At 44.1% G+C, this 14,570-nt stretch carries 10 protein-coding genes, 3 tRNA genes and 1 pseudogene; 11 read left to right on the top strand and 3 right to left on the bottom strand.

The genetic code is table 11. From position 1 onward, the window contains the following. Nucleotides 1-164: 164 nt before the first annotated feature. Complete coding sequence (gene miaE / locus SVI_RS14160) at nt 165-953, top strand: tRNA isopentenyl-2-thiomethyl-A-37 hydroxylase MiaE (RefSeq protein ID WP_013052274.1); 789 nt, start codon at nt 165-167, stop codon at nt 951-953. Nucleotides 954-1,027: 74 nt separating this feature from the next. Here the strand turns inward: miaE and SVI_RS14155 are convergent, their stop codons facing one another. Then, nucleotides 1,028-1,762, bottom strand: a complete 735-nt coding sequence (locus tag SVI_RS14155; protein WP_013052273.1) for a UDP-2,3-diacylglucosamine diphosphatase — start codon at nt 1,760-1,762, stop codon at nt 1,028-1,030. Nucleotides 1,763-1,771: 9 nt separating this feature from the next. Next, entirely contained in the window at nt 1,772-2,266 is a 495-nt protein-coding gene (locus tag SVI_RS14150; protein WP_013052272.1) for a peptidylprolyl isomerase, read from the bottom strand. Between the two features lie 261 nt (nt 2,267-2,527). Here SVI_RS14150 and cysS point away from each other — a divergent pair, with 261 nt between their 5' ends. Next, a complete protein-coding gene (cysS, locus tag SVI_RS14145) occupies nt 2,528-3,907 on the top strand; it encodes a cysteine--tRNA ligase (RefSeq protein ID WP_013052270.1) in 1,380 nt (459 codons plus the stop codon). 99 nt (nt 3,908-4,006) lie between these two features. Here cysS and folD read toward each other — a convergent pair whose 3' ends face one another. Then, a complete protein-coding gene (gene folD / locus SVI_RS14140; protein ID WP_041419969.1) occupies nt 4,007-4,867 on the bottom strand; it encodes a bifunctional methylenetetrahydrofolate dehydrogenase/methenyltetrahydrofolate cyclohydrolase FolD in 861 nt (286 codons plus the stop codon). A 314-nt stretch (nt 4,868-5,181) separates the two neighbouring features. Here folD and SVI_RS14135 point away from each other — a divergent pair. From SVI_RS14135 to SVI_RS14095, 9 genes and pseudogenes are all read left to right on the top strand, one after another. Continuing rightward, a tRNA-Pro gene (locus SVI_RS14135) sits at nt 5,182-5,258 on the top strand. Between the two features lie 189 nt (nt 5,259-5,447). Further along, nucleotides 5,448-5,524: transfer RNA gene (locus SVI_RS14130), tRNA-Arg, on the top strand. An 8-nt stretch (nt 5,525-5,532) separates the two neighbouring features. Continuing rightward, nucleotides 5,533-5,608, top strand: a tRNA-His gene (locus SVI_RS14125). Between the two features lie 253 nt (nt 5,609-5,861). Beyond that, entirely contained in the window at nt 5,862-7,166 is a 1,305-nt protein-coding gene (tig, locus tag SVI_RS14120) for a trigger factor (protein ID WP_013052268.1), read from the top strand. A 90-nt stretch (nt 7,167-7,256) separates the two neighbouring features. Continuing rightward, the gene (clpP, locus tag SVI_RS14115) at nt 7,257-7,868 is read left to right on the top strand and encodes an ATP-dependent Clp endopeptidase proteolytic subunit ClpP (RefSeq protein WP_013052267.1); all 612 of its coding nucleotides are present in this window, start codon (nt 7,257-7,259) and stop codon (nt 7,866-7,868) included. A gap of 81 nt (nt 7,869-7,949) precedes the next feature. Beyond that, nucleotides 7,950-9,228: pseudogene (gene clpX, locus SVI_RS14110) on the top strand (ATP-dependent protease ATP-binding subunit ClpX). 149 nt (nt 9,229-9,377) lie between these two features. Further along, nucleotides 9,378-11,735 (top strand): endopeptidase La, encoded by a 2,358-nt coding sequence (gene lon / locus SVI_RS14105; protein ID WP_013052265.1) that lies wholly within the window; start codon nt 9,378-9,380, stop codon nt 11,733-11,735. Nucleotides 11,736-11,994: 259 nt separating this feature from the next. Beyond that, nucleotides 11,995-12,267, top strand: a complete 273-nt coding sequence (locus SVI_RS14100) for an HU family DNA-binding protein (RefSeq protein ID WP_013052264.1) — start codon at nt 11,995-11,997, stop codon at nt 12,265-12,267. Nucleotides 12,268-12,452: 185 nt separating this feature from the next. Further along, a complete protein-coding gene (locus SVI_RS14095; protein WP_013052263.1) occupies nt 12,453-14,318 on the top strand; it encodes a SurA N-terminal domain-containing protein in 1,866 nt (621 codons plus the stop codon). The last annotated feature ends 252 nt before the right edge of the window (nt 14,319-14,570 follow it).

The following is a 14,570-nucleotide window of genomic DNA, read 5'->3' as shown; positions in this document are numbered from 1 at the left end:
TTGTTTCAAAGGCTGTATCTTGGTTTGAATGATCAAGTTCAAACTTCTCGATTAATAATCCAAGATAGGCAATAACGACTAAATTGATCCCTCAGCCAGACTGAGTCGATGTTAGAATAATACATCTATAAAAATGACATATATTTACTGCGAGAAGAGAGTCCATGGAGCAATTGTTAGCCCCGATCCATGCATTTTTAGGATGCGAAACACCAGACGCCTGGATTGAGGTGGCCAAAAGGCCGGAAAATCTACCTGAGTTACTTATCGACCACTGTAATTGTGAGTTAAAAGCGGCACAAACCGCCATGTTTCTTATTCGGAAATATGCAATCGATAAAGACAGCGGCAAATTGTTACTTCAATGGGCAAAACCCTATGAAGAGTTTATCTATCAAAAAGACAGAGACATAGACGCCTTTTTATCTCGTGATAGTAAGAAAAATGATTTTTCCGGGGAGCTAGTCGCTAAACCTAATTTCGATCATGGTTCTGCACTGATAAGTAAGATGGTTAGGCTTATCAAAGAGGAATTTCACCATTTCGAGCAAGTGTTAGAGATCATGCAAGCTAGAAATATTCCCTATCAAAACATGACAGCGGGTCGTTATGCCAAAGGCATGATGAAACAAGTCAGGACCCATGAGCCAGCAGCCTTAGTCGATAAGCTCATCATAGGCGCCTTTATCGAGGCCAGATCCTGTGAGCGTTTCGCAAAATTAGCGCCCTATTTAGATAATGAATTAAATCGATTTTATGTTTCTCTGTTACGCTCAGAAGCGAGACATTATCAAGACTATTTGGTGTTAGCCGAATTGATTCAGGCCAATGCTATGACTAAAAAGAGTGTGCCAGTGAGTGAGCGAATTATCATTATTCGCCAGGCTGAAGCTGAGCTTATTTTATCTAGCGACACTGAGTTTAAATTTCACTCTGGTGCGCCAGTGGCCTAATATCTTTTGAATCTGTTTGGCGGTTTTAGTGGGGGATAAGCCAGTAATTGCTTAGCTAGGTCATTACTGGTTAATTAGTTAGCTTGAAAGGGCAGGCTAGTTAAGGTTAGCGTATCTTTCGATATGCTAAGCACGCTGCCTTGTTCATACCAGTCACCAACCACAATGCGCCGATGCTCAATTCCAGCCAGGTCTTTGCCTAAATGATGAATGTCGGGTCTGTGGGTATGGCCATGGATCATCTGTGTTACGCCGCAACGTGCCATTAATTGAGTGACTGCATCCTGCTCAACATCCATGATGGTGTAACTTTTATTCATATTACTTGCCTGACTCTTTGCACGTATCTTGGTTGCAATATTTTGGCGAGTGCTCTTAGGAAGGCGTGAATAGATCCACTTAACAACTGGATTATTTCTGAAGCGTCTAAACTTTTGATAGGCTTGATCAAGGGTGCATAGGCTATCACCGTGTAGGAGAACGCTAGGTACGCCGTAAAGATCTAAGCAATGAATTTCGGGTAACAAGCTCATGCCACACCGTGCGGCAAAGTCTTTACCAATCAGAAAATCACGATTCCCATGGATATAGTAAATAGGAACTCGTTGTGAGATGCCATGGAGTTTATCGGCTAATTCGTAGGCGAAGGGATCGGCAATATCATCTCCGGTCCAGACTTCAAAAAGATCGCCAAGTATATAGAGGGCTTCGGCGTCATCGAGTTGGGTATCGAGAAACTGGTTGAAGGCTCGCGTGATATCGGGGCGATCTGCAGATAAATGCAGATCGCCGATAAAAAGTGTGCGCATTAAGCTGATTTACTCGGCAATGGTCACTTTCTCGATAATTACAGCTTCTAGAGGCACATCTTGATGCATGCCCTTGTTACCTGTGTTTACTGCTTTGATCTTGTTGACCACGTCCATACCGGCACTGATCTTAGCAAATACGCAGTAACCCCAGCCCTGTGCTGTCTCTGATTTGAAATCCAGGAAGGTGTTGTCATTGATGTTGATGAAGAACTGAGCCGTTGCCGAATGTGGATCAGATGTTCTGGCCATAGCCACAGTACCTATCACGTTGGATAAACCATTGTTTGCTTCGTTCTTGATGGTTTCATCGCAACGCTTCTGCTCCATATCTTCAGTGAAGCCGCCACCTTGAACCATGAAACCATCGATAACGCGGTGAAAAACCGTACCATCATAGAAGCCATCTTTAGCATATTTGATAAAGTTTTCGGCAGTTAACGGCGCTTTTTCGGTCTCAAGTTCCAGGGTGATTTCACCATGGTTAGTATGAAGAGTGATCATGTTTTGATTCTCACTAAATTTAGCAATAATAATTTGTGGCAAGATTCTATCGTAATTGCGATTTCGCATAAAGGGCTAGTCGCCAATTGACTAAGAGAATAAAAATATCAATGTTGGAGATGGGAGGATAAAACTCATCAAGGTGCCTGATAAAAAGCTAAGTTTCATGGCCAGAGTCACGTAAATTGATGGAAGCAAGACTAGTGCAATGGTAAACTGTTTGGCCAATTTTTATTGTTTTTTCGTTGAAAGAGAGTAGCGATGTTGAAGTTATACAACAGTCTGACCCGCCAAAAAGAGGAATTCAAACCAATACAGCCAGGCAAAATAGGTATGTATGTGTGTGGGATCACCATCTATGACTTATGTCATATCGGACACGGTCGTACTTTTGTCTCTTTCGATATGATAGTCAGGTACCTGAGATACTCAGGTTATGAGGTGAACTTTCAGCGAAACATTACCGACGTCGATGACAAGATCATCAAGCGCGCCGCTGAAAATAAAGAAAGCTGTGAGTCTCTTACCGAGAGATTGATCGGTGAGATGCACCGTGATTTCGATGCGTTAAACATGAAACGCCCAGATTTTGAGCCCAGAGCCACACTGCATATGCCAGAGATTATCGATATGGTTGAGAAACTTATCGAAAAAGATCATGCCTATGTCTCAGGTAATGGTGATGTATTATTTAGCGTGTCATCGTTCCCTGAATATGGCCGCCTGTCGGGGCAAAATATTGAGCAGTTGCAAGCCGGTGCTCGCGTAGAAGTCGAAGACACTAAGCGCGATCCTATGGATTTTGTGTTGTGGAAGATGTCTAAGCCTGGAGAGCCTACCTGGGATTCGCCTTGGGGAGCTGGTCGTCCGGGATGGCATATCGAATGTTCGGCAATGAACAGCAAACACTTAGGTCAACATTTTGATATTCATGGTGGTGGCTCAGATCTTCAATTTCCACACCATGAGAACGAGATCGCCCAATCTTGCTGTGCCCATGATACCTCCTATGTAAACTACTGGATGCATACGGGTATGGTGATGATCGATAAGGAGAAGATGTCTAAGTCATTGAACAACTTCTTCACCATTCGTGATGTGCTTAATCATTATGATGCTGGGACGATTCGCTACTTCCTGTTATCGGGACACTATCGTAGTCAGCTAAACTATTCGGAAGATAACCTCAAGCAGGCTAAATCGGCACTGGAGCGTTTATATACTTCATTAAAAGGTTTAGACCTCTCGGTTGAGTCTGCCGATGCCTCAGAGTTTGTCGCTAAATTTAAGGCGGCGATGGATGACGATTTTAATACTCCAGAAGCGTATTCAGTGCTGTTTGAGATGGTACGTGAGATTAATCGTGTTAAAGGCAGTGACATAGCTGCAGCATCGGCATTGGGTGTTAAGTTAAAAGAGTTGGCAGAAGTACTAGGTTTACTGGAACAAGATGTCGATACCTTCTTCAAGGGCGAGGGCAGTGATGATGAAGTGGCTCAAATAGAGGCCTTGATCGTTGAGCGTAATCGCGCCAGAGCCGAGAAAGACTGGCCTGCCGCCGATATAGCCCGTGACGGTTTAAATGCTTTAGGTGTTATCTTAGAAGATGGGCCTAGCGGCACCACTTGGCGTAAAAAGTAAAAGTTATTGGTTATCATAAAAAAAAGCCTGCAGATGCAGGCTTTTTTTATGCTTTTTAAAACTTAAAACTTAAAACTTAAAACTTATGAATCCAGAGGCCTAAGCCTTGTCGTGATAAGTTTCGGCGGCATATAAGGTGTTCTCCAGTAGGCTAGCTATGGTCATGGGACCAACGCCACCGGGAACCGGGGTAATGAAGGCAGCATTTTGCACTGCGACGTCATATTGAACATCACCGACTAGGCTGCCATCTTCCAGACGATTGATACCCACATCGATAACTAGGGCGCCGGGCTTGATCCAATCTCCCGGAATGAAGCCAGGTTTGCCTACTGCCACAACAACCAAATCTGCTTGTCTGACTTTTTGTTCAAGATTACGAGTGAATCTATGACAAGTTGTCGTTGTACAGCCTGCGAGTAGAAGCTCTAAGGTCATGGGACGACCTACTATGTTCGACGCTCCTACTACGATGGCGTCTAAACCGAAGGTATCGACGCCAGTAGACTTAATAAGAGTCATAATCCCCATAGGTGTACATGAACGCAGCACTGGAATTCGCTGAGCCAGACGGCCAACGTTATAGGGATGGAAACCATCGACATCTTTGTCGGGTCTGATGCGCTCGATGACCTTAGACTCTTCGATATGCTTAGGTAGGGGTAACTGTACTAATATGCCATCAATAGATGAGTCGTTATTACACTCATCTATTAGCGCCAGTAGCGCTTCTTCAGATGTGCTGCTGTCTAAGTCATATGAGCGGGATAAAAATCCGACTTCTTCACAGGCACGCCTCTTGCTTCCAACATAAACTTGAGACGCTGGATCTGCGCCGACTAAGATCACTGCTAAACCTGGAGCTCTGAGTCCTGCCTCTTTACGGGCGGTAACTTTTTCTTTTAGCTGTGTTCGAATGGATTGAGCGATCGCTTTGCCATCGATTCTTTGAGCTGTCATGGGGGTTGGATATCCTTTAATGGAACGCGATAATGAAAACGGCAATATTTTAACAGGACAAGGCTTAAGTGTCATTTATTACGCTATGCAACAATCAGTTCTGGAATACGGATAATTTGAGTGGTTTTAGACCTGATAGTTTGTAAAATAGCCAAGCTCACTTTCTTTGTAAAAAAACCGTTGACGCATGTCAGGCTAGGGGCTAAGATGCGCTCCGTTCTCAACGAGAAGATAGATTGTTCTCGAGGTTAGCAGAAGATTGAATGTTGCTCCCAATTATAAACATTCTTTAAAATCTTCAAATGATATACCTTCGGTGATTAGCGCAGCCCGGTAGCGCATCTGGTTTGGGACCAGAGGGTCAGAGGTTCGAATCCTCTATCACCGACCAAATTTATTAAAGTAGGTTGTTAACCTTCCTGCTTTAGGTCGAATAGGAAGAGAGGCTAAGAGCTTCGAATCCTCACTCTTTATGAAAGAGTGGCCGACCAATTATTTATTTATCTGAAACCAAGCAGATATCTTAGAAAGATACGTCTTTCAACGCTTATTCAGGATGTGAGAATTCTCACTTTCGAAAGCGCCCGTAGCTCAGTTGGATAGAGCACCCGCCTTCTAAGCGGGTGGCCGCAGGTTCGAATCCTGCCGGGCGCACCATATCAGTGGTGATTGTAGCTCAGTTGGTAGAGTCCCGGATTGTGATTCCGGTTGTCGTGGGTTCGAACCCCATCAGTCACCCCATTTCTTTCAGAAGAAAGTAGAAAAGCGACCTTAGGTCGCTTTTTTTACGCCTGTAATTCGTGTTTTAAGGTCGACTCTGAGATAAAGCGTGGCTATAATGTCGCGTCTTGATAATTCTCAACTATGAGTGATTAGAGCCAGAATTCAGTTGTGATGGGCTTTCTAGTCAAATTTTAAGATCAAGAAACGAATACTTTAATAGTTGATTATTCGACTATTACAAAGGATGTAAGACTTATTTCGAGGTAAAACAATGCAAGTTTCTGTTGAAACAACTCAAGGCCTAGAGCGTCGCCTAACTATTTCTGTTCCTGCTGAGCAGATCGAAAAGACCGTTAATGAAGCATTAAAGAGCGAAGCAAAACGTGCTCGTCTTCCTGGTTTCCGTCCAGGTAAGGTACCAGTAAGTGTCATCAACAAGCGTTATGGCAAGGCTATTCGTCAAGATATCACTGGTGAAGTGATGCAGCGTAATTTCGTCGAAGCTATCGTGGCTGAGAAATTAAACCCAGCTGGCGCACCAACTTTCATTCCTGGTGAGTCAGATACTGATAGCTTCCAGTTTGTTGCGACTTTTGAAATCTACCCAGAAGTAGCACTAAAGGGTCTTGATGCTATCGTTGTTGAACAACCAACAGCTGAAGTGACTGATACTGATGTTGACGCTATGATTGAAACATTGCGTAAGCAACATGCTACATTTGAAGCTGTAGAGCGTAATGCTGCTGACGGCGACAAGGCAATGATCAACTTCGTTGGTTCAGTTGATGGTGAAGACTTTGAAGGCGGAAAAGCTGAAAACTTCGAACTACAACTAGGTAGTGGCCGCATGATCCCAGGCTTCGAGTCTGGTGTTGAAGGTCATAAAGCCGGTGAAGAGTTCGATATCGAAGTCACTTTCCCAGAAGATTACCATGCTGAAAACTTGAAAGGCAAAGTAGCTAAGTTCGTTATCACACTGAACGAAGTTCAAGCTGCTAACCTGCCAGAAGTTAACGACGAGTTTGCTAAGCTATTCGGCGTGACTGAAGGCGGTCTTGAAGCACTTAAAGCTGAGATCAGTAAGAACATGGGTCGTGAACTTGATCAAGCACTTAAAGCAAGTGTTAAAGAGCAAGTTCTTAGTGGTCTACTTGAGCAGAATGAAATCGATCTGCCTAAGTCGCTTATCGATGGCGAAGTTAACGTTTTGCGTAAGCAAGCGATGCAACGTTTCGGTGATCAAGCTGCTAACATGCCTGAGCTACCAGCAGATCTTTTCACTGAACAAGCAGAACGTCGCGTAAAAGTTGGCCTACTACTTGGTGAAGTGATCAAGACAAACGAGCTAAAAGCTGAAGACGAACGTGTTAATGCACTTATCGCTTCTATGGCTTCTGCTTACGAAGATCCAAGTGAAGTAGTTGCATACTACAACGCGAATCAAGAGATGATGCAGAACATGCGCAACGTCGCTCTTGAAGAGCAAGCAGTAGAAGCTTTGTTAAAAACTGCCAAAGTGACTGAAAAAGCAGTCAACTTTGAAGAATTTATGAACAAGGCTACACAACAAGGCTAAGCTTAGCTTGACTTAAATGGCTGTTAACCATTTATAATGGCTCGTATGAGGTTCCTCATGCGAGCCGTTTTTATTTAGGGATTATTAATAATGCAAAATGCACCAGAATCAGTATTAAATGCACTCGTTCCTATGGTGGTTGAACAAACTGCTAAGGGTGAACGCTCATACGATATTTATTCACGTCTGTTGAAAGAGCGTATTATCTTTTTGGTTGGTCCAGTAGAAGAGCATATGGCTAATCTTGTCGTTGCACAGTTACTGTTTTTGGAGTCGGAGAGCCCAGATAAGGATATCTTCCTTTATATTAACTCTCCTGGTGGCTCAGTTACCGCTGGTATGGCGATTTACGATACAATGCAATTCATCAAGCCTGATGTCAGCACTGTGTGTATTGGCCAAGCTGCGAGTATGGGCGCATTCTTGCTTGCCGGTGGCGCAGCAGGTAAGCGTCATTGTTTACCAAACTCCAGAGTGATGATTCATCAGCCATTGGGTGGCTTCCAGGGGCAAGCCTCTGACATCGCCATTCATGCTCAAGAGATATTGGGTATCAAGAATAAGTTAAACGAGATGCTGGCTGAGCACACGGGTCAACCGCTGGAAGTGATTGAACGTGATACGGATCGTGATAACTTCATGAGCGCCGCACAAGCAGCGGAATATGGACTCGTCGATTCTGTGATGAGTAAACAGGGCTGATTTTTGTCTTTGGCTGAGCTATGCTGAGTAGTAAGGCGATAAGTAGATTTAAGTAGTGCAGACAGCGCAAGAGGTAGTGTAATGGGCGACAACAAAAGTACCGGTGACAGTGGGAAACTACTGTACTGCTCTTTTTTGTGGAAAGAGTCAACATGAGGTTCGTAAACTCATCGCTGGCCCTTCAGTATATGTTTGTGATGAGTGTGTTGAACTCTGCAACGACATTATTAGGGAAGAGATCAAAGAGATTTCACCGAAGCAAGATCAGGACAAGTTACCGACACCACATGAGCTAAGAGCTCATCTGGATGATTATGTCATCGGACAAGAGAAGGCCAAGAAAGTCCTCTCTGTTGCGGTATATAACCACTATAAGCGGTTAAAAAACTCGAATCCTAAAGATGGCGTTGAACTAGGCAAGAGTAATATCTTGCTGATTGGTCCAACGGGTAGTGGTAAAACATTACTTGCCGAGACATTTGCTCGCTTCCTCGATGTGCCATTTACCATGGCCGATGCAACCACATTAACCGAAGCCGGTTATGTGGGTGAAGATGTCGAGAATATCATTCAGAAGCTACTGCAAAAATGTGACTACGACGTTGAGAAGGCTCAGCGTGGTATTGTTTACATCGATGAGATCGATAAGATCAGCCGTAAGTCTGATAACCCATCGATCACTCGTGATGTGTCAGGTGAAGGTGTTCAACAGGCACTACTTAAGTTGATAGAAGGCACAGTTGCTTCTGTCCCACCTCAAGGAGGACGTAAGCATCCTCAGCAAGAGTTCTTACAGGTCGACACCTCTAAGATTCTGTTTATTTGTGGTGGCGCTTTTTCTGGTTTAGAGAAAGTGATTGAGCAACGTAGTCAAACCGGAAGTGGTATTGGCTTTGGTGCTCAAATTAAGGGTGAATCTGATAAAGCGACTATCTCTGAGATCTTGATGCAAGTTGAGCCGGAAGATCTGGTCAAATATGGCCTGATCCCTGAGTTTATCGGTCGTCTTCCAGTTCTGTCGACATTGGCTGAGCTAGATGAAGATGCCTTGGTACAAATTCTGTCTGAACCTAAGAATGCATTGACTAAACAGTTTGCTGCATTGTTTGAGATGGAAGGTGTAGAGCTTGAGTTCAGAGAAGATGCACTGAAAGCTATCGCAGCGAAGGCGATGACACGTAAGACTGGTGCTCGAGGATTGCGTTCGATCGTTGAAGGTATCTTACTGGATATCATGTATGATCTGCCTTCAGTGGATGATGTTGCTAAAGTCGTTATCGACGAATCGGTAGTAAAAGGGGAGTCAAGTCCTATACTCATCTATGAGAATAGCGAGCCCAAAGCCGCAGGCGCAAAGTAAGTTTTAAAAAACTGACTCATCAAAATTAAAAAAGGAGCCCATATGGCTCCTTTTTAATTAGCTCAATTTATATATTTGTTTTTAGCCATTGAAACCAATCAATTCATCCCAATATAATGATTAGTATTATCATCAAACGGAATCGAGCTATGACACAAGAGAGTGAAGCGCGAATCGAACTACCCGTACTACCACTAAGAGATGTGGTGGTATATCCCCATATGGTAATTCCGTTATTCGTAGGACGGGAAAAATCAATTCGTTGCCTAGAATCGGCGATGGAGCAAGACAAACAAATTATTCTAGTTGCCCAGCGTGATGCTGAGCTCGATGATCCAAGCATTGATGACATTTTTGAAGTGGGTACAGTCGCTTCTATTTTACAGTTATTAAAGTTACCCGATGGCACAGTAAAAGTACTGGTTGAAGGTGGCAAACGCGCACGCATCGAAAAATATTCAGACGAGGAATCATTCTTCGTTGCTACGGCCCTTTACCTGGAATCTGAGTCAATGGCTGAGAAAGAGGAAGAGGTGTTGGTACGTTCAGCAGTTGGCCAGTTTGAGGGCTATATAAAGCTGAATAAAAAGATCCCACCTGAAGTGTTAACTTCACTGTCCGGGATCGACGAAGCCGCTCGCCTTGCCGATACCATGGCGGCTCATATGCCACTTAAGCTCGAAGATAAGCAATCTGTGCTTGAGATGGTCGATGTTGCCGAGCGTCTCGAATATCTGATGGCCATGATGGAGTCCGAAATCGATCTGTTACAGGTCGAGAAGCGGATCCGTTCAAGGGTCAAAAAGCAGATGGAGAAGAGCCAGCGTGAGTATTATCTCAACGAGCAGATGAAGGCGATTCAAAAAGAGTTGGGGGACATCGATGAGTCTCACGATGAATTTGAAACCTTAGCCAAGAAGATTGAAGAGGCTAAGATGCCGGAGGAAGCCAAAGAGAAGGCGACCGCTGAGCTGAACAAACTTAAGATGATGTCACCCATGTCAGCAGAAGCAACGGTTGTGCGTAGCTATGTTGATTGGATGATCTCTGTGCCCTGGCGTCAACGTTCTAAAATTAAACGTGACTTGGCCAAGGCACAAGAAGTGTTAGATGAAGACCATTTCGGTTTAGAAAAGGTCAAAGAACGAATTTTAGAGTATTTGGCGGTTCAAAGCCGAGTCAAGCAGCTTAAAGGGCCCATACTTTGTTTAGTGGGACCTCCAGGCGTAGGTAAAACCTCATTAGGCCAGTCTATTGCCAGAGCAACCGGACGCAAGTATATACGTGTTGCCTTAGGTGGCGTGCGTGATGAAGCTGAGATCCGTGGCCATCGACGCACTTATATCGGCTCAATGCCGGGTAAAGTCATCCAAAAGATGTCTAAAGTTGGGGTTAAAAACCCGCTGTTTCTGCTCGATGAGATAGATAAGATGAGCAGCGACATGCGTGGTGATCCAGCGTCTGCCCTGCTAGAAGTATTAGATCCTGAACAGAACTCGACCTTTAGTGATCACTATTTAGAAGTGGATTACGACCTGTCCGATGTGATGTTTGTGGCGACCTCTAATTCGATGAACATCCCAGGACCACTACTTGACCGTATGGAAGTCATTCGTCTCTCGGGTTACACCGAAGATGAGAAGCTTAATATCGCTAAGAAACACTTGTTGCCTAAGCAGATAGAACGTAACGGTCTCAAACTTAAAGAAGTGACAGTCCATGATAGTGCCATCATAGGTATTATTCGTTATTACACTCGTGAAGCGGGTGTGAGATCACTTGAGCGTGAGCTATCTAAAATCTGTCGTAAGGTGGTTAAGCGTATCTTGCTCGACAAGACACTTAAGCATGTAGACGTGGATCAAGATAACCTAAAATCTTTCCTAGGTGTGCAGCGTTGTGACTATGGTAAAGCCGAGTCCAATAATCAGATTGGTCAAGTGACTGGCTTGGCATGGACAGAAGTGGGTGGTGATTTACTTACTATTGAGGCCACTTCGGTACCGGGTAAAGGTAAGCTAAGCTACACAGGTTCACTCGGTGATGTGATGCAGGAGTCGATTCAGGCTGCTATGACTGTGGTACGCGCCCGCGCCGAGCAGCTAGGTATTAATCCTGATTTCTATGAGAAACGTGATATTCACGTTCATGTGCCTGAAGGAGCAACGCCAAAAGATGGGCCTTCGGCTGGTGCTGCTATGTGTACAGCTTTGGTTTCTAGCTTAACGGGTAATCCGGTACGTGCCGATGTTGCCATGACAGGTGAAATTACCTTACGTGGTGAGGTATTACCTATCGGTGGCTTGAAGGAAAAACTACTTGCAGCCCATCGTGGTGGAACCAAAGTCGTGTTGATTCCAAAGGAAAATGAACGAGATTTGGAAGAAATTCCGGCAAATGTGGTTGCCGACTTGAAAATTTATCCGGTGCGCTGGATCGATGAAGTGTTAAAATTGGCGTTAGAGCGACCAATTGAAGGCTTCGAAGTCGTTAAAAACGCGGGTTAACGCAAAAAATTGCCTCTTTGTCGTAAAAAAATTGCAAAAAGGGGCTTTTTAAACTCGCTAGCTGTGGTAGCCTAGGTCCGTGGATAGCTCATTCTTCTCAAGCCCTTATGGCAACTGGTTTTGAGCTGTTTCCAATTATATTTACCTTGCTTTTCCTACCGGGCTTGAGTTTTAGATTCAAGCTTGTTATAAAAGCCTCCGCAGACCACTCTAGCAAAGGATTTGGTTGCGGTGCAAAAATTACATTCAAGGGGATGACATGAACAAATCTGAACTAATCGAGAAAATCGCTTCTGGTGCTGACATTTCTAAAGCGGCTGCAGGCCGTGCATTAGACTCTTTCATCGGCGCAGTCACTGACGGCCTTAAAGATGGCGATAAGATTTCTCTTGTTGGTTTCGGTACTTTTGAAGTGCGTCAACGTGCTGAGCGTACTGGTCGTAACCCACAGACGGGTGCTGAGATCAAGATTGCTGCAGCAAACATTCCTGCCTTCAAAGCAGGTAAAGCACTAAAAGACGCTGTAAACTAAGATCCGTTTACACTCTTTTATTTAAAGAGTTTTGTAAAAAGCACTGCTTTAGCGGTGCTTTTACGGATAATGAGTATGACAGGCATTAAGTAGCATCGGTTGCTAATGACCTCAAGTTTACGAAAAGGCGCATCTCAAACGTGATGCGCCTTTTTATTTTTTATTGGCAACGAGCGAGAGAACTGATGTTAGAGAAGATTCGCGAAGGCTCACAGGGCGTGATTGCAAAAAGCATTCTAGTTCTAGTAATACTTTCCTTTGCATTTACTGGTGTAAGTAGTTATTTAGGATCATCGACAGAGGCAGCTGCTGCCACCGTTAATGGTGAAGATATTAGTGAGTCAGCCTTAGAACAAGCCTATCAAAGTGAGCGTGCTCGATTAGAGCAACAGATGGGTGATATGTTCCAAGCGTTAGCCGCAAATGATACTTATCTGGCAAGTGTAAAGAAAAGCGTGTTAGAACGTTTAGTCGCCGAAAAGTTGCTGGATCAAAGCGCAACTGAACTTGGCTTAAGAGTGTCTGATGAGCAAATTAAAAATGCCATCATGATAGAGCCAGCGTTTCAGACGGATGGCCAATTCGATAACGATCGTTATCTAGCCATTTTGCGTCAGTTAGGCTATCAAGCAAATACCTTCAGAAATATGATGCGTACCGATATGACACGCCGTCAACTTGTCGCTTCTCTGGTTGGTTCTGAATTTGTCCTTCCTGGTGAAACTAGTTATTTAGCTGGTATTCAAGGACAGACACGGGATATTCGTTACCATATCGTTGATGCAAGTCCATTTGTTGCCGATGCAAAAGTGACAGATGAGCAGGCACAATCATTTTACGATGCGAACCTAAGTCAATTCATGAGTCCTGAGACTTTGAGTCTCGAGTATATCGAACTTAATGTTGCTGATATGGCTAACGATGTTAGCGTGACTGATGCAGAAGCTCAGACCTATTATGATGAGAATAAGCAGCAATATCTGAAACCTGAAAAACGCCTTGCTGCACATATTCTTATTAATCTTGGTGATGATGAGTCAGTATCAAAAGCCAAGGCCGAAGCTATCTATGCCAAGCTTCAAGCCGGTGATGATTTTTCTGAGCTTGCAAAAACTGAGTCTGAAGACACATTCAGTGGCGAGCTGGGCGGTAAATTAGACTGGTTTGAACAAGGTGTTATGGATCCAGCCTTCGATGAAGTGCTTTACTCTTTGTCTAAAGGTTCATACTCGACAGTGGTAAAGACAAGCTTTGGTTATCACATCATCAAGCTGTTGGATGTTCAGCCTGGAGTTGAAGCCCCTTTTGCCGACGTTAAAGATAATATTATCGCTGAGCTGAAAGATAAGGCTGCGGTAGACACCTATTATGGTTTACAGCAAACACTTGCTGATGTGACCTATGAAGTGCCAGATACCTTGAGTGAAGCGGCGACTGAGCTTGGCGTTAAAGTCAAGACAACACCTGTATTTACTCGTACTAATGCACCTGCACCCTTCGATAATCCAGAGGTGTTGAAAGCGGCATTCTCTACCAATGTGCTGCTTGATTCAATGAACAGTGATGTAATAGAGCTTGATACTAACCATGCCATGGTGATCCGTATCAAGTCACACACCGCTGCAGGTACTGTTAACTTTACTAAGGTTAAAGCTGGTATCGTCGAGCGTTTGAAGCAAGAGCAAGCTAACGAAGTGGCTCGTGAGAAGGCTCAAACCTCAATGAATGCTTTCAATGATACACATTCGAGCGCTGATTTTGTGACTAAGACAAAACTTGGACGCTTTGATCAAGGTATCGATACTGCTATCACCAACAAGGCTTTTCAGATGGCTCAACCTGCAGATACTGCAGTCGTTGATACCGTTGCACTAGCCAACGGTTATGCTGTGGTGGTACTAGACAAGGTTAATGCGGCTGAAGGTATTGATGACAACTTGCTGAATTCTCTTGAGCAACGTCTGAGCGCACAATACAGCGAAGGTGATTACCGAGCGCTAATTGCGACATTAAAAGCCAAGGGCGACGTGGTATATAGCTCTGCGCAGTAATGAACGTATTGTGAGTTTACTCACTTAAATTAAAGGTCAGCATTCGCTGACCTTTTTTATGTCTGGCCATAAATGTTCCATTCATTTATTGGCATTTCCGCCATCCATGGCAGTCAGAACATTTATGCCAGCCCCCATGGATGGAGTAGGGTTGGTATTTATGTCTGGCCATAAATGTTCCACTTATTTATTGGCATTTCCACCATCAAAGTTTGCAAGTCTTCGAATGAAGGCTTAATACATTTTCTGATT

The organism is Shewanella violacea DSS12, assembly GCF_000091325.1.
Taxonomy (GTDB): Bacteria; Pseudomonadota; Gammaproteobacteria; order Enterobacterales; family Shewanellaceae; genus Shewanella; species Shewanella violacea.
This window is presented reverse-complemented; position numbering and strand designations above follow the sequence as displayed.